Source organism: Dietzia sp. 111N12-1 (assembly GCF_001658045.1).
Classification (GTDB): Bacteria; Actinomycetota; Actinomycetes; order Mycobacteriales; family Mycobacteriaceae; genus Dietzia; species Dietzia kunjamensis.
Genome location: NZ_LSSV01000028.1, coordinates 22,674 through 38,963, shown reverse-complemented (window position 1 = coordinate 38,963; position 16,290 = coordinate 22,674). Strand labels below are relative to the sequence as shown.

Genomic DNA, 16,290 nt, shown 5'->3' with positions numbered 1-16,290 from the left:
AGGGCAGTGGTTGTCACCACATGTCGGGGGATGAGTCGATACTGGAACTCCAGTTCCACGACGGCCCGGATGCATCTGCGTCCGGGTCGTTGTCGTGTTCGGCGTCCCGGTGCTCAAGGTAGGACTCCACGAACAGATTCCTGTCCGGTGCTTCTGTTGGCGGGTCGGTCAGTGTGGCTCGGGTGTCGGTGAGCCACCTGGTCAGTTCGGTGTCGGTGCCGAGGATGTTGGGGGCCGCGGCGGGCAGTTCGTCGGCGTTGCCGGCTTCTCGGGTCACGTGACGGAGTCGGTGGGCTATGACTGCGGCGGGCGATTTCGCGTCCTCGAGGTTGTTGGTGGCTTCGGCCCATAGCTCGCGCGGGTCCAGGCCGGCAAGGACGGCTTCGGTCCAGGCGTGGGCGATCTCGTCCTGGAGCTCGTCGGTGGGGGAGAAGGCGCGGGGCAGGGCGTCGAGGTAGTCGGGCAGCGTTTGGGCGGTGAAGGCCTTGGCGGCGAGCTCGGCCCCGTGGCGGTAGAGCGCTTCCACACGGTCGGGGTCGGTGGCTTGGTCGTACTCGGTGCGCAGGGTCTGGATCGCTGAAATCTGGCGGGTGTCGCGGGCCAGAACGGTGTGCAGAACCTCGGAGGCGGTGGGTGCTTCGCGATCGCCGGCCGAGTGCATGTGACCGTCCTCAGCGGCCACATCGAGGTCGGGTTCACACACCGCGTAGACGCGGTTTTCCTTCTTTCCTCGGGTCATGGCCACGTACAGTCCGGCACGGTCCACGCTGGTGTCGATGACGGCGTGGGTGGTGTCCACGGTCGCGCCTTGACAGCGGTGGATGGTGGCCGCATACCCGAGGTGGATGTTCTTTCCCGCGTAGTCGGCCGGGATGAGCATGTCGGACCCGGTGTTCTGGTCTTTGACCATCAGGGAGCCGTCTTCGGCCAGTCCGGTGACGGTGAACAGCTGCCCGTTGATCACCCGCCCGAGGTACTTACTGTCTTCGGTGAACAGCTTCTGGTTCTGGCGGGCAATCACGATGTCTCCAACACCGACGGTGTCCCCGCGGGACACGCCTCTGGTGTGGGTGTCATCGACAATGCCTTCTGCGATCCTGCCTGCCCGGATAACTTCGTTGAGGGTGTCGACGTCCTCATTTCGGGAGGCGATGATCAGTGAGCTTCGCCCGGAATCGAGGTCGGTGAGGTAGGCCTGGACGGCGTCGGTGAGCATGGACTCCCGGTGGCCCCCGGTCACCCATCCGCGACCGTCATACAGATCCAGAGCCGCAGTCTCTCCCAGCCGCAGTCCCAGCGTTGCTTCGGCCTGCTCGGTGTCTGCGCCCATGCGCATCACCTGCTCCAGTTCGACCGTGCCGGGGGTCCGGGCAACGTCGGCGAACAGGCCACCAGAGGTCACAGCGGACAGCTGGTAGGGGTCGCCAATCAGGCGCAGAACCGCCCCGGATTGGTGGGCGATCTCGGTCAGCGCGGCGAGGTTTTCGGTGCTGGCCATTCCGGCTTCATCGACCAGCAGCATGTCGCCGGGTTTGATGTCCACGGGCAGGGCCGACAGCGTCTTGCCGGGGGCGTTGGGGTTGAGCCCGCGCCAGGTGAAGGTCAACAGGTCGATGGTGTGTGCGGGGGCGTCAATGTCCTCGGCCAGCACACTCGCCGCCGCAGCTGAGGGGGCCAGGCCGATGATGTTGCGGCCCGTAGATTGCCAGGTTTTGGCGACGACCTTCATGGATGCGGTCTTGCCGGTTCCGGCCGGACCGACCCCTGCCGCAACCAGTGTCCCGACGCCCACCAAGTGCTTGGCAAGGGCCTTCTGGCCGGGGTTGAGCGACCACCCTTCGCGCTTCTCGTGGGCGGCCAGGACGTTGTCTACTGCGGCCTCGGTGGCGATGACAGCGACCGGGGTTCGGGCCGCTTCCAGCACCGCCGTCTCGGCGTGCAGAACTGCGTCGGTGGTGTACTTCTCGGAGTTGGCGTGCCGGTCGACTCCCCTACCGCGTTCGGTCATCAGAGCAGGCGGAAGAAGCAGTGGTTCCGGGGGAGTCAGCGGCACGACGAGGGTGTTCATGGCGTGGTCCATCACCGCCTGGTGCGCGGCTTCCAGCTCGTCCTCAGAAGCAAAACGGTAGCCCTTGAGAGCGGTCGAGATGGCGGTGTCCAGGTGCGAGGCGCGGAAGTGGGCGCGGGCGTCGGTGACCCTGGCGATGGCGAGCTCGGCCACCTTCTCGGTGTGCTGCTCCGGGTCGAACCTCTCGCGGCTCGCCTCGGTGTCAGCGGCGGTAGAAGCGGCCACGAGCTGCTCGACCACCTCGGCACCAACACGGTCGACGGCAGCCGCTTTCCATGCTGCTCGGTGCTCATCTAGCGACTGCGCGGGCTTCTTGGCATCGCGGGTGTCGAGGATCGCTTTCTGCCACAGGGCGTAGCTGGCACGCTGCGAGGGCTGCCGGCCATTGGTGGCGACGTACTCGGCCACGAGCTGCTCGTAGACGGGGCGGGCCAGCGTGCGCCGGGAGGAGAACATCGCGATCAATCTGCGGTCGATTCCGGCAATCTCCCAGATCGGGGCCTTCCCGGGCTGAGGGTGATGGGCGGTGAACTCCACGCCCATACGGCGGGTCATTTTGTCGTGCAGGATCGCGTCATACCGCGCCGAGATCGCTTGGTGCATCTGGAAAATCGCACGTCCATCCAGTGATAGCCAGCGCCCGTCCGGGCCTTGCACTTTGTTGGCCAACAGAACGTGCGAGTGCAGGTCCGGGTCCCCACCACGGGTATCGAAGTGAGTGAACTCGGAGGCGATAACTCCGCGAGTCTTGACCTGCTCGATGCCCTGCTTGCCGACCCGTGTGTAGACGGCATTGTCCTCGGCCCAAGCCAGCGCTTCGGCGACGGCCTCGTGGTGCAACGCGGCGATCTTCGCCGACGTTTGCTCGTCGGCCAGCGCCCACAGAACGCTGACACTTTTCACCGGAGAGAACGTGAAATCGAAGCCCGCCACCGCTTGCTTGACCTGGTCTCGTTCGCGGTTGACCCAGGCGATGACGTCCTTGCCGGAAGCGTGTTCGTATCCGAACTTCTCGGTGTAGAACGGCCTGCCGATCTGCTCGGCGATCTCGCTCCGCTCGAGCGTGGTCGGGCGGCGATTCTCAGTCCTGAGGAAGTCCCGCTCGGCCGCGGCGATTGCGTCTAGGACATCGACGCCGCCGGTATAGAGGGGGAATGATCGGCCGAGTTTGCAATGCTTCAACGCGGTCCCGGTGAGCATCTTTTCGTCGGTGTCCGGGTGCAGACCCTCGCCGTATAGGGCAGCCATCTGAGCTTCGGTGACGACTGCCCCTGCGGTGGCTGATTCCGATCTCAGACCGTCTAGTCCTGAGCCGATCCACCGCCCGGGTGGGGTGCCCTTGGCGGCGTAGTAGTCCGACAAAGACTTCCCCTGCGGGTCGGCGTCGTGGGTGGCCACCGAGCGCAGCAGGTACTGGTATCCAGTGCCCGCGTGTACTGCTCGGAGGGTCATCACACCTGCCAGCGTATGCGCCCCAACTGGGCGCGTCTACGCGCCGAGCGCCGCAGGCCTGTGACCAGGTGTTACCCGTCTCTCACTAGAAGTGCATACTGTGTGAGACTGTCTAAGCGAGCGACAGCGAGGATGATTAAGCACGGCCGGTGCTAGATGTGGTGCGGCGATCGGGGACCAGGACGGCGCGACGATGACGGCGGCATGGTGGTTGGGCATTGCGGCACGATGGGTGGGGCAATAGGGTCGATTACATGGCGGCTACCAAGACTGATTCACGTTCACAGACCGCGCGGGCCAGGGCTCGTCAGGCGATGGCCGACGAGCTGGAGCGGGCACGCAAGCGTGAGGCCAAGTTGGTCGCGGTGTTCTCGGCGATCGATGCCCGCGATGACGCGCAGATCGCCCTCGGTCAGGCGCTGGTCGAGCTTCGGGACCTGGGCGTGGTGCAGGCCGATCTGGCGGAGATGACCGGCCTGTCCGCCCGCGAGGTCGGGGCGGCGATCCGCGCCGCCAAGGACAACACCACCGACACCGACGACACGGTCAACGATGCCGACAGCGGTGACACGCCAGCGGCGGATCAGACCTCGGCGGACACCAACGGTGACCAACAGCACTGAGCCCGTCTCCGGCGGATGGTTCGAGGACATCCCGCTGCCGGGAATGGACGCCCGTCCCCGGCCCCGGCCTGCCGCGAGGCGGTCCAGGCCGTACGACTCATCACTGCCTCCGACCGAAGCAGCGATCGCCGCGTTTGAGTCCCGTGTCGTGCGCGCCCCGGGCAATGGATGCCACATCTGGACCGGCGCCATCTCCGACGGGTACGGACGGATCACCTGGCGACAAGGCGGCGTCAGCAGAACCGAGTACGCGCACCGCTTCGCCCTCCTAGTCGCCGGCCAACTGACCGCCGAGGCGATCGGTGAGCACCGCTGCAACGAACCCTTGTGCGTGCGCGTAGACCCGGACCATCTCATCGCCTCAACCCAATCGGCGAACCTGCTCTACGCGGTCGCCTGCGGACGCACCGGCATCATCCGCAACACCACCGAACGCCACGACCGGCACGCCCGCTCCCTCGCCGTCCGCGACGCGGTCACCGGCGGCTGGAACCCGTACGCTTACGCCCGCGCCTGCGGCAACACCTCACCACTAGACGAGCCACCACTGTTCTGAAACCAGCTACAGTCAACGCAAGCGAAGGCCCCCGCCATGTGGCGGGGGCCTTCACGCTTCTGGGGATTCGGGATGTGTCAGCGGTTCGCCACTCGACGCGCGCGTTCTAAACCTCACCGCTGCATCCGTGGCAGTCCAACTGCATGGGCCATTCGGCTGCCCTTACGGCATCCGTGGCAACCACTGCCATTGCATCTCGTAGATCGCCAATCCAGTTGATCCACAGTCCGGTGCCGGCGGAGTTGGCGATGGGGACGCCGCACCTGACTGCCAACCGGATCAAGACCGTCTCGATGTCCGGGATGGTCCACTCGTCTTCACTTCGTGCCCGCTCGCGTAGGCGGTCGTAGTACGCGCCTTCTAACCCGTTGATCGTCTCCAGCAACGTCGCCGGATCGAAGCCGTCCTTTCGTCCTGGCACAGGTTCAACGGCGATCGGGATCGACACTGCCCGATTGCGACGGGCGATGTTCGCGAACCCTCCGTAGACCTCTTCCGCAGAGTGCGGGTCAAGAGCCGACCACCGTGTCTCATTGGAGACTCGGTCCGTAGATTCCGACTTACCGATGTAGACAACATCGCCAGGCGCACCGTTAGATTTCGTGGTGCACCAGACGTACAACTGCGCCCGGCCCCCAGACTGGACTTGCGAGAGTCGAAATCCGACACTCTGCGCGAGTTTTATCAGGCAGCACAGCGGAAGATTCGCAGTCACTGGACCCCCTGGTTCCTCGCTTGCGCACGCAACTGCCAGTAGCGCGGAATCGTCCATTTCAGCGGCGTCTTGTCGATAACGATGCGCCCGAGGTTAGTTCGGTAGACCACATCGTGACGGACCGCGAACGACCAGTGCCCGACGAACCACGCCACCAGACCCAACGCCATCACCGTCGGCGCCCAGGAGCTCGACTGCACCACCCCACAGAACCCGATCACCGCACAGATGCCCCCGATGCCGCGTGCCAGCGGCGGCATCAGAAGTGATGCCACAGCGACCACCGCCCCGGCCTGTATTGCGGTCTGTAGATCCCACATGACGTCCTCCCGGGTTGGTGTTCCGGCTGTCATGGCCCGAACTCACCTAGCGAAGCTCCGAGCCGGTTACTCATTGCCTGTCCTGCTCTGACAGTGTGCTCACCCGGTCCGACACGAAAAGGCCACCACGGAGCGGATCGCTACGTGTCATCGTCGGCCTGTCCGGAGGAACGAAACGCATCCAACAGTTCACGCAAGGTGTCCGACGTGGCCTCGGCCCGCACCCGGGCGCGGTCGGCCTCCTCGGCCTGGACGCGCGCCTGCTCTGCCTCACGCTGCACCTCATCCAGCTGTTGGCGAACATGGGCCAGCTCGGCGCGCAACTGCTCGGCGTCCCGGACCGCCTCATCCCTGGCCGCGTCGGCGTCTGCTCGCTGCGCCGTAGCCGTCTCCGCCGCCGCGAGAGCGTCGGCCTCGCCCGCGCGCGCCGCATCCAGCGCCACCGCGGTGGCCTCATCCGCCTGCTCCGCCGCCCGCTTCCACGCCGCCGCCCACACCGACGCCACCATCGCCGACATCGGCTCAGACAAGTCCGGGGCCTCCGGCACGTCTCCCGCTGCGCCCGCGGCGTGCTCGCGCATCCACGCCGCCACCTCGCCGATGCGTACCCCCGCCTGTTTCTGCACCGCCCGCACGGTGACCTTGTCCCCACGCGCGACGAGCACGCCGTACGCGTGCGCGATCTTCTCCGACGACGACATGGCAGCCTCTCCACATTCAGTATTGGGTAACAGGTAACAAGTAACAGTTCCTGTTTCCATCGTTACCCATTCTAGAGGACGCCCGCACCCATGTCGAGGATCAAGCGCTGACCGCTACTTAGACGCCAGGCGTCTGGCGGCGAACAAAACGGGGCGTCACGAGTCGTGTGGACAATCCCACGTGCCAACTACTGAACGGGGAGAAGATCGTGGATCCAACAATTGCCGAGCTCACGCTGAGCGTGTACGCGCACTGCGCGATCACGGTGACCGTGGTGGTCGCTACGCTTGCCGCTCGCGGACATCACATTGGCCTGCCGGGGCAGTTCGTCGGCATCGCGTCCGGCGTGACCGGCCTGGGACTGTCCGGAGTCGCTGTTCTGGCGTCGTCGGCGACCCTGCCGATAGTGGCCGGAGGTGCCATCGGTGCCGGCCTCATCGGCGGCGGCCTCGGCTGGGTCCTGAGCGAGACGGTGAAGGCTCTTCCAGCTGGCAATGATTGAGATCAGGGGTGTCCCGGCCACTGCGACCGGGCCATCCCTTCCATCGTCAGCCTCTTACCGACCAGCTTGCTGGGTCTCAGGGCTGGGCCTGTCAGGATGGGCGGGTGAACTCCCGGGACCTGGACCTGCCACCCAACTATGGGCGCCTCGTCGAGGATCTCAAGGACAGGGTCCGACGAGCACAGGTCACGGCGCAGCGACGGGTCAACACCCAGCTGATCGAGTTGTACTGGTCCCTCGGGCAGGCTGTGCGCAAGGAGAGTGCCCGGCACGGGTGGGGCAGCGGTGTGATTCGCAGGCTCGCCGAGGATCTTCGGGCCGAGTTCCCCCAGATGAAGGGCTTTTCTGCCCGGAACCTGCAGTACATGGCGACCTTCGCCGGCGCCTGGCCCGCCGGGCCAATCACGCAACACCCTGTTGCGTACTTGCCCTGGGGGCACGTGACTGTCCTGCTGGACAAGCTCAGCGCCCAGGACGATCGGGACAAGTACGCCGCCGCGGCCGTCGAGCACGGCTGGTCGCGCAACGTGCTGGCCAACATGATCGCCAGCAGCGCCCTCGAACGCACCGGGGCGGCTCCGTCGAACTTTGCGCAACAGCTTGTTGCGCACGATTCCGAGCTGGCCCAGCAGATCGCCAAGGACCCGCTGATCCTTGATTTTCTGGATCTGTCCGGCGAGGTCGCCGAACGGGAACTCGAGGAGTCCCTGACCGACCGGATCGTCGATACGCTGCGCGAGCTCGGGCCGGGATTCGCCTTCGTGGGAAGGCAAGTGCACTTCGACGTCGGGGGCGAGGACTTCTATGCCGACCTGCTGTTCTTCCACGTCGAGCAATTGCGGTACGTCGTCATCGAGCTCAAGACCGGAAAGTTCAAGCCAGAACACGCCGGGCAGCTGCAGTTCTACGTCGCTCTCGTCGAGGATCGCCTGCGCCGCGCCGCGCATGCCCCGACTGTCGGAATCCTGGTCTGCGGCAGCCGCAACGATCGCGTCGTCCGTTACGCGCTGAACCAGGCCGGTGCACCGCTGGCCGTCTCGACCTTCAGCTACGCGAGCCTGCCCGCCGCAGAGCAGGAAGCACTCCCCAGCGAGGACGACCTCACCGCAGCCCTGGACCAGATCACCGAGGACGACCAGGACCACCCGTAAACACAGCTGGAGCACACCGTGGCCCCAATAGGTCTTCCACCTGCCCCTATGTGAACGCCGATAACTTATATTATGTAAACTAGTAGTCTGCGTATTGCGTCGGATGAATCATTCGCCGAGCCTCCAGCGGTCCCCTCGGGCGCAATTCGAGATACAGCCCCCCCAAGGGGCAGACCGCCTCGGACGACCTGACCACTCGGGTTCGGCACGGACGCCGGGGTACAGCTGGCCTAACCGTTCATCCTGCATAAATCATCACTCCGTCCCTTCGCCCTGCCTCTGACCAGCACTCTCAACCCGAACAGTCGGCTCTCATCCAAGCCCCACGACAGACGAGGGCTCCATCCTGGAGAAACACCTGCCCAGTCGTTATCGACGTCAGTAACGACCGGCCAGTAGTCTCGCCATGGTGGGAGCTACCGACCCGGAACGTATAGGTGCCTTTATTCGTTCGCTTGAGCTCGACGAGACGATGATCGGCCCTACCATCGAGAGGGTTCGGCAAGAGCTCGAATCTTATCGGGCCACCGCCGATACCGAACTTGAGGACAGCGTTCGACGAAATCTTCGGCTGTCCGTGCAGACGCTACGCAAACGCGAGGTCCCCTCGCCTGGCGATATATGGGAGGCCGAAACGGCTACCTTGCAGAGACTTCAGGCCGGGTTGCCGATCGAAGATATCTTGGCAGGGTTTCGCGTCTCCATGACGGGGATCCTCGATAGGGCTGTTGTGCTCGCTGAGGAGTGCGGCCTTCCAGAGCGGGACATCGTGTGGATGACTGGTCTGTTGTGGAAGCTGAGCGATGCATTCTCTGCACGAGCGGCAGTTGCCTATCGCACCCATGGTCTCGAGGTGGCCCTCGCCGAGCGGCGACGGCGAGACTCGTGGCTTCACGACCTTCTAACTGGGAGCCTGTCGGCTGCGCAGATCGACCAGGGCGCAGTCATGTATCACCTGCCCCGCGACATGACCTATCGAGCTTTTTGCACCTCTGCACACCCAGTGCACGAACTCGAAGCAATTCGCAGCCGACTTGCCAGTGACCGCGAGGAGTTGATCTTGCCGTCCGAAGGCCGGCTCATCGGCCTTCTTCGCGAAGCACCCACCGACTTTCCCCTCGGAACGCTGGCATTAGGGCCTCCCCGCGCACTAAGCGAGGCAATGAAGTCTTTCACTGTGGCCGAGGACGTTCTTGCTGCCGCTGAGGGGACTATCGAGAGCGGCGTGGTCACTGTTGACTCACTCGGGTGGCGGATGGCCGTATCCCGCATTCCAGCCACCCTGGAAGTTCTGCGAGAGCGGTATCTCGAACCCCTCGATGTGTCGGGAGCTCTCAAAGAGCTGATTCCCGAGGCCCTTGAGGCCTACCTCGCTCACGGTCGCAGCATTCCTAAGGCAGCTGAATCGCTGTACATCCACGTCAACACCTTGCGGTACCGACTGTCCAGGTTCGAGGAAGTGACGGGCTGTTCGTTGGAATCTACGGATACCATCGTCGAGCTCGCGCTCCTACTCTACCGCAAGCCCAGGCTTTCGTAGCTGGATACGAGATCCGTAGAGCGCGGTTGGTACTGCACACGTAGCTTTCGTGTGATTTGAGTCTCAGACTTGTGGCATCCCGCGACGTTTTCCCTCCGGGGACCGTCTGCCTATGAGATTGGAGCCGCTGTGTCAACTGTTCAAGGTCGGCAGGCGCACCCACCTACCGATCCAGGATCTCCGGCCAAGGGGCCGGACGCAAGAAGGTTCCACTTCAGGCAGCTTCTCGCTGCTTCGGTGGGGCACACGCTGGAGTGGTTCGACTGGTACGTGTACGCGATGCTCGTGGTGTACTTTTCACCGCAGTTCTTCCCTGAGACCGACAACACCCTCGTACCTCTGCTTGGCGCGATGGCGATCTTCGCCGTGGGCTTCTTTGCACGCCCAATGGGCGGACTGGTGATCGGCATGCTGGCCGACAGGTTCGGTCGAAAAGCAACGCTCAGCGCAACGATCATTGGAATGGGTGTGGGCAGCCTCATGATCGGCCTTGCGCCCACTTATGCCCAGGTGGGAGTCCTCGCTCCGGCCATACTGGTCATTGCCCGACTCCTGCAGGGCGCCTCGGCCGGCGGTGAGTACGCTGCTGGATCGGCATTTCTTATCGAATCCGCACCGCAGGGGCGGCGTGGGTTCTTTTCCAGCTTCTTCTACATTGCTGCCACCGTCGCCAATCTCACTGCGATCGTGGTCGCCGCAGTCCTTGCCAACACTCTGTCGACCGAGGACATGGAGAGCTGGGGCTGGCGACTCCCGTTTATCGCCGGAGCCCTTGCCACGATCGGTGGCTACCTGATCCGGCGCCACGCCTCCGAGACGTTGGAGGAAGCTCCAGCGGGAGAGACCCGCAAGAAGGTCGGGATGTTTGACTTCTTCCGCGAGCACCCGAAACAAGCGCTCCAGGTCTTTGGCCTTACTGCCGCCCCGGCACTTGTGTTCTATATCTGGAGCTCTTTCCTGCCCACGTACGCCAGCATCACCGTCGATCTCGACGTGAAGATCGGGCTGGTCACCGGCTCCATCTCTCTGGCCGTGTTCCTGGTGCTCCAACCATTGTTTGGGCTGTTGTCTGACAAGGTCGGCCGCAAACCCCTGCTCATCGTGTTCGGCCTATTCTTCGTCTTCGGCACCGTGCCGCTGCTCAACAGCCTGACGGGAAGCTTCACAAGCCTGCTGATCGTCCAAATGACCGGACTAGTGTTCATCGCCTTGTGGTCCAGCATCTCGTCGGCTATCGCCTCCGAGCTCTTCCCCGCTCGATTGAGGGGCTCGGGCATCGGGTTCCCGTATGCCCTAGCCGTTGCTCTCTTTGGTGGCACCGGACCGTACATCGCCACTTGGCTGGTCGATATCAACCGGATCGAACTGTTCGGCTGGTACGTCACCGTCGTTGCTGTCATCAGCACGGTCGTGTTCCTCCGGCTGCCCGAAACTGCCCACAAGCCACTGCAGTGACCGATCGGCACCCCGTCTTGACATCACATAGCGACATGCCCTGGAGGGCCCCATGAGCAATAACGTCTGGATAGTCGGAATCGGTATGACCACCTTCGGCAAGCACACTGACTCGAGCGTTCACGACCTCGCTGGCAGCGCCATCACCGACGCCCTCGACGACGCCGGGCTGGGCCCGTGCGCAGTCGATGCCGCCTTCTACGGCACCGCCACCCACGGCCCCCTCGAAGGCCAGGCCATGATCTCCGGCGAGATCGCCCTGCGTGAACTGGGAATTCAACGGATTCCGGTGTTCAACGTCGAGAACGCCTGCGCCACAGGCGCCTCTGCCTTCGCTCTCGCCACCGCGTACATCAAAGCTGGAGAAGCCGATGTAGTACTCGCTGCAGGGGCTGAAAAGATGAATGTCGGGGATCCCGAGCTCACGATGTCCGTGTTCGACATGGGCTACGACGTGGCCAGACCCAAAGCTCTTCAGACAACCCTCGATGCGCTGGGTGGGGAAATCGACGAACCCGACCTCGGCAAGCGCTCCATTTTCATGGACATCTACGCCGCAATGGCGCGTAGTCACATGCGCCAACACGGAACCACACAAGAACAAATCGCCGCCGTTGCCGCTAAGAACCACGCTCATTCCATAGAAAATGAGCGTGCTCACTATCGCAAGGCTCTGACCGTGGACGAGGTGCTCCAAGCGCGACCGCTGTCCTTTCCTCTGACCGTGCCCATGTGCGCTCCTGTGACCGATGGGGCCGCCGCGGTCATTGTCTGCAGCGACGCAGGACTGTCGAAACTGTCCGACGCACGGCCGGTTCAGGTGTTGGCCTCAGTTGTGGGCACCGGTTCAGACCGTGACATCACCACATTCGACGGCCATCTCAGCCAGGGCATCGCGGATCTTGCCTACAAGCGTGCAAGGATCACTCCCGACCAGGTGGACGTCGCGGAGGTGCACGACGCTACCGCCTTTGCAGAGATCCTCCAGACCGAGATGCTCGGGCTGGTAGCACCGGGTGAAGGCGGGGCGGCAGCAGCCAACGGGGAGACCACCCTCGGAGGACGAATACCGGTCAATCCATCCGGTGGACTGGAATCCAAGGGCCATCCCATTGGGGCCAGCGGCCTGGCTCAGATCTTTGAACTCACCCAGCAACTGCGCGGTGAGTGCGGGCCCCGCCAGGTGGCCGGAGCCCGCATTGCCTTGGCTGAGAACGGCGGGGGTTTCCATCGTGGCGAGGAAGCAGTCACGGCAATCACGATCCTCAAGGGAGCTCAGTAGCGATGGCGGCAATCGACTTCTTCGACCGCGGCTGGTCAATTAGTCCTTCGAAGGTCGCCTACCGCAGCGCAGACGAAGTGTGGACCTATGAGGATGCGGGCCGACTCTCCTGCCGTATCGCCAACAGGCTGCTCGCTGAGCCCGGTGAGGGTAAGACCACGGTGGCGATTCTTTCGCCCAACTCGCCTAAGGCGTGGATCTGCGTGCTTGGTACGTGGCGAGCGGACTGCCCCTGGGTCCCCTTAAATCCCGGGAACCCTCCCGCGGAGAACGCCGCACTGATTACGCGTTTCGGCGTGGATGTCCTCATCTACCATCCCCAGCTGGCAGGCATGGTCGATGAGATCAAGGAGATCAGCGGCTGCGTCGCTCCGCGGATGATCGGGTTGGGGCCCGGCGCCACGGATCCCGACTTGGATGCGTGGACCGCAGACGCCCCGGACTCCGTCCCGGATCTCATCCATGACCCCGAAGCTGTGGTGATGCTTTCTCCCACAGGAGGGACCACTGGCGAGCCGAAGGGGGTGATGAACACCAACCGGAACATCGGCGTGATGGTCGCCCACCAGATGATGGCTCTGCAATACGAGCGCGAGGGGGAGGCGATCAATCTCGCCGCAGCACCTATGACGCACACCGCCGGCATGTTCAGTCTGCAAACCACTGCCCGTGGTGGCACCGTGGTCGTTGTAGACCGAGCGACGCCTGACGTCATTCTGCCGGCGATCCAGGATGACCGGATCACTGAGCTATTCCTGCCGCCCACCGTGGTTTATCGCCTGCTCGAGGTGCTCGCCCAGAAACACTTCGATACCTCCTCGCTGCGCTATCTGATGTACGCTGCCGCGCCCATGTCGGTGGAGAAACTCAAAGAGGGGATCGACCGATTGGGCCCGGTGTTTATCGAGTGCTATGGACAGATGGAAGCCCCGGCAGCCATCTCGTTCCTGCGCCCGATAGAACACATGGATGGAGATCAGCCGGCTACCGATGCCAGGCTCGCGTCGTGCGGTCGCCCGTACCCCCTCGTCCAAGTCCAGATCAAGGATCCAGCAAGTGGGGCGACGCTGAAGCCAGGGGAAACAGGCGAAATCTGCGTATCGGGCGATCTGCTCATGAAGGGCTATTTCAAGGACCCCGACAAGACAGCAGAGACAATCGTCGACGGCTGGCTACACACCGGCGACTTAGGGCATATCGACGATCAGGGATACCTCTATCTCACCGATCGCAAAAAAGACCTCATCATCAGTGGCGGCTTCAATGTCTATCCAGGAGAGGTCGAGCAGGTCGTTTGGGGGCATCCGTCCGTGTCGGACTGCGCGGTGGTGGGCGCCCCCGACCCCGATTGGGGCGAGAGAGTAACCGCAGTCGTTGAGCTTAAGCCAGGATACGACGTCACCTCAGCAGAACTGCGCGAGCTCTGCCGCACAAAACTGGGCCCAGTCCGCGCCCCGAAAGATTTCGTCTTCGTGGATCATCTGCCGCGCAGCGCGAACGGGAAGGTGCTCAAAAAGGACGTCCGAGAAGCATTCTGGACAGACACCGCTCAGAGAATTTAGAACCTAGGGATAGAGAGGGAAACCTTTGCGAGAGCTTGAGCATCAAATTGCACTTGTAGTGGGCGCTGGCACCGACGGCGACGGTATGGGACTGGGTCGCGCTACCGCGATCACCTTCGCCCGCGAAGGTGCGCATGTTGTGTGCGCAGACGTATCAGCCGAGTCAGCAGAACGAACAGCCGAGATGATCCGCGCCGAAGGTCACCGCGCAGAGTCAGTGCGCCTCGACGTAACCGACGAACAGCAAGTCAAGTCGGTGATCGACACCGCGGTCCGGACCCATGGCCGAGTGGACGTCCTGCACAACAACGTGGGGATCGCTGCAGCGGGCGGTGTCACTGACCTCGCCGTTGCCGACTGGGCGAAAGGTCTCGAACTCAATTTGACCGGCGCCTTTCTATCCATGCGGCACGCGATCCCCCACATGGTGGCAGCCGGCGGTGGCTCGATCATCAACATTTCGTCCGCCGCGGCAGCAGGCTGGAGCGGCGTTCCCTATGCGGCCTACTACGCGGGGAAGGCGGGTCTTGAGCATCTATCCCGAACAACCGCAGTGGAGTTCGCTACACGAGGTGTGAGAGTCAACGTCGTGCAGCCCGGGCTCATCAAGACACCCATGGTCGCTCGCTCAGCCGGTATCGCCGACGCTTACTCGGACGGAGACGTCGAGGCGATGTGGGCCAAGCGTGATGCGCAGACCCCAATGGGACATATGGGAGAGGCGTGGGACGTAGCAAATGCCTCGCTGTTTCTCGCCAGCGATCGCGCGAAGTACATCTCCGGCGCAGTTCTGCCAGTTGACGGTGCTCTGACTGCCAGCTTCGTCTCGCCGAGCTGACCGCACAAGCGCAAATCCGGCCACCACCGCTATCTCTTTCGCCCCCTGTGGCGGCGCAGTTGATCAAGTTTCGCGGCACCCACGCGACAAGCGGAAGAAGATCACAAACCCCTCCCCTGGCCCGCACTTGGCGGCCAGTCACAACACTGGAGCGATTGATGTCCTGTAACCCCGATTTCGAGCTGTACCGCCCGGCGGAGGAGCACGAGGAGTTCCGCGCCGCGATCCGCGCACTGTCGGGAAAGGAGATCGAGCCCCACGCCGCGGACGTGGACGAGAACGAGCGGTTCCCGCAGGAGGCGCTCGACGCCCTCAACGCCTCGGGCTTCAACGCGGTTCACATCCCCGAGGAGTACGGCGGTCAGGGCGCGGACTCGGTCGCGGCCTGCATCGTGATCGAGGAGGTCGCCCGTGTCTGTGGCTCGTCCTCGCTGATCCCGGCGGTCAACAAGCTCGGCACCATGGGCCTGATCCTGGCCGGTGGCGAGGAGCTCAAGCGCAAGGTGCTGCCCGAGATCGCCGCCGGCAAGATGGCCTCCTACGCGCTGTCCGAGCGCGAGGCCGGCTCCGATGCCGCGTCGATGCGCACCCGCGCCAAGGCCGACGGTGACGACTGGATCCTCAACGGCTCCAAGGCGTGGATCACCAACGGCGGCAAGTCCACCTGGTACACCGTCATGGCCGTCACCGACCCCGAGAAGGGCGCCGGCGGGATCTCGGCGTTCATGGTCCACGCGGACGATGAGGGCTTCGGGGTGTCCAAGACCGAGAAGAAGCTCGGCATCAAGGGCTCGCCCACCGCCGAGTTGTACTTCGAGAACGTCCGGATCCCGGGTGACCGGATCATCGGCGAGCCGGGCACCGGTTTCAAGACCGCCCTGCAGACGCTGGACCACACCCGTCCGACCATCGGCGCGCAGGCGGTGGGTATCGCTCAGGGCGCCCTGGACGCGGCGATCGCCTACACCAAGGAGCGCAAGCAGTTCGGCCGGGCGATCTCGGATTTCCAGAACACCCAGTTCATGCTGGCCGAGATGGCCATGAAGGTGCAGGCCGCGCGTCTGATGGTCTACACCGCCGCCGCCAACGCCGAGCGCGGCAGCGCGCCCGGTGGCGAGAAGCTGGGCTTCATGGCCGCCGCGTCCAAGACTTTCGCCTCGGACGTGGCGATGGAGGTCACCACCAACGCGGTGCAGCTGTTCGGCGGTGCCGGCTACACGCGTGACTTCCCGGTCGAGCGCATGATGCGCGACGCCAAGATCACCCAGATCTACGAGGGCACCAACCAGATCAACCGCATGGTCATGGCGCGTCAGATCCTCGGCTGAGCTGACCGCGAGGCCAACACAATAACGTCAACAGAAAGGAGGCTCAACGATGACGAGGACTGGAAGATCGTTAACCCGGTCAATCGTGACAATGTCAATGACGTTGTTTGTCACCGCAGTAGTCCTACACAACGCCTGCTCTGCGACTGACACCTCCAATACTAGTGCCGCACTCTCCCCGAATTCAGGAGAGCTC

Annotated in this window: 14 protein-coding genes; 10 read left to right on the top strand and 4 right to left on the bottom strand. The window is 63.7% G+C overall.

Annotated features, from left to right (window positions below; all coding sequences use genetic code 11):
- Positions 1–13: 13 nt before the first annotated feature.
- Positions 14–3,520, bottom strand: coding sequence for a MobF family relaxase (gene mobF / locus AYO52_RS07175; RefSeq protein ID WP_067715210.1), 3,507 nt, complete (start codon positions 3,518–3,520; stop codon positions 14–16).
- Positions 3,521–3,774: 254 nt separating this feature from the next.
- On the opposite strand from mobF, the gene AYO52_RS07170 reads away from it, so the two are divergent.
- Both AYO52_RS07170 and AYO52_RS07165 read left to right on the top strand, forming a co-directional pair.
- Positions 3,775–4,143 (top strand): hypothetical protein, encoded by a 369-nt coding sequence (locus AYO52_RS07170; RefSeq protein WP_253701965.1) that lies wholly within the window; start codon positions 3,775–3,777, stop codon positions 4,141–4,143.
- Positions 4,127–4,699 (top strand): hypothetical protein, encoded by a 573-nt coding sequence (locus AYO52_RS07165; RefSeq protein WP_067715204.1) that lies wholly within the window; start codon positions 4,127–4,129, stop codon positions 4,697–4,699. Before AYO52_RS07170 ends, AYO52_RS07165 begins: the two co-directional genes overlap by 17 nt.
- Before the next feature lie 106 nt (positions 4,700–4,805).
- On the opposite strand, the gene AYO52_RS18210 is transcribed toward AYO52_RS07165, so the two are convergent.
- The 3 genes from AYO52_RS18210 to AYO52_RS07155 form a co-directional block, all read right to left on the bottom strand.
- Positions 4,806–5,147 (bottom strand): hypothetical protein, encoded by a 342-nt coding sequence (locus AYO52_RS18210; RefSeq protein ID WP_156523552.1) that lies wholly within the window; start codon positions 5,145–5,147, stop codon positions 4,806–4,808.
- 263 nt (positions 5,148–5,410) lie between these two features.
- The gene (locus AYO52_RS07160) at positions 5,411–5,734 is read right to left on the bottom strand and encodes a hypothetical protein (protein ID WP_067715201.1); all 324 of its coding nucleotides are present in this window, start codon (positions 5,732–5,734) and stop codon (positions 5,411–5,413) included.
- Positions 5,735–5,874: 140 nt separating this feature from the next.
- Positions 5,875–6,435, bottom strand: coding sequence for a hypothetical protein (locus AYO52_RS07155; RefSeq protein WP_067715198.1), 561 nt, complete (start codon positions 6,433–6,435; stop codon positions 5,875–5,877).
- Positions 6,436–6,602: 167 nt separating this feature from the next.
- Here AYO52_RS07155 and AYO52_RS07150 point away from each other — a divergent pair, with 167 nt between their 5' ends.
- From AYO52_RS07150 to AYO52_RS07115, 8 genes are all read left to right on the top strand, one after another.
- On the top strand, positions 6,603–6,938 hold the full coding sequence (locus AYO52_RS07150; RefSeq protein WP_253701963.1) for a hypothetical protein: 336 nt from the start codon (positions 6,603–6,605) through the stop codon (positions 6,936–6,938).
- A 104-nt stretch (positions 6,939–7,042) separates the two neighbouring features.
- On the top strand, positions 7,043–8,089 hold the full coding sequence (locus AYO52_RS07145; protein WP_067715195.1) for a YhcG family protein: 1,047 nt from the start codon (positions 7,043–7,045) through the stop codon (positions 8,087–8,089).
- Positions 8,090–8,498: 409 nt separating this feature from the next.
- The gene (locus AYO52_RS07140) at positions 8,499–9,629 is read left to right on the top strand and encodes a CdaR family transcriptional regulator (protein ID WP_172812128.1); all 1,131 of its coding nucleotides are present in this window, start codon (positions 8,499–8,501) and stop codon (positions 9,627–9,629) included.
- A 237-nt stretch (positions 9,630–9,866) separates the two neighbouring features.
- On the top strand, positions 9,867–11,084 hold the full coding sequence (locus AYO52_RS07135; protein ID WP_244971999.1) for an MFS transporter: 1,218 nt from the start codon (positions 9,867–9,869) through the stop codon (positions 11,082–11,084).
- A 52-nt stretch (positions 11,085–11,136) separates the two neighbouring features.
- Positions 11,137–12,366: a thiolase family protein gene (locus AYO52_RS07130; protein ID WP_067715187.1), complete on the top strand. Its 1,230-nt coding sequence runs from the start codon at positions 11,137–11,139 to the stop codon at positions 12,364–12,366.
- Positions 12,367–12,368: 2 nt separating this feature from the next.
- Entirely contained in the window at positions 12,369–13,928 is a 1,560-nt protein-coding gene (locus AYO52_RS07125) for a class I adenylate-forming enzyme family protein (protein WP_067715184.1), read from the top strand.
- Between the two features lie 25 nt (positions 13,929–13,953).
- Complete coding sequence (locus AYO52_RS07120; protein WP_156523551.1) at positions 13,954–14,766, top strand: SDR family NAD(P)-dependent oxidoreductase; 813 nt, start codon at positions 13,954–13,956, stop codon at positions 14,764–14,766.
- 158 nt (positions 14,767–14,924) lie between these two features.
- Positions 14,925–16,094: an acyl-CoA dehydrogenase family protein gene (locus tag AYO52_RS07115; RefSeq protein ID WP_067715179.1), complete on the top strand. Its 1,170-nt coding sequence runs from the start codon at positions 14,925–14,927 to the stop codon at positions 16,092–16,094.
- The last annotated feature ends 196 nt before the right edge of the window (positions 16,095–16,290 follow it).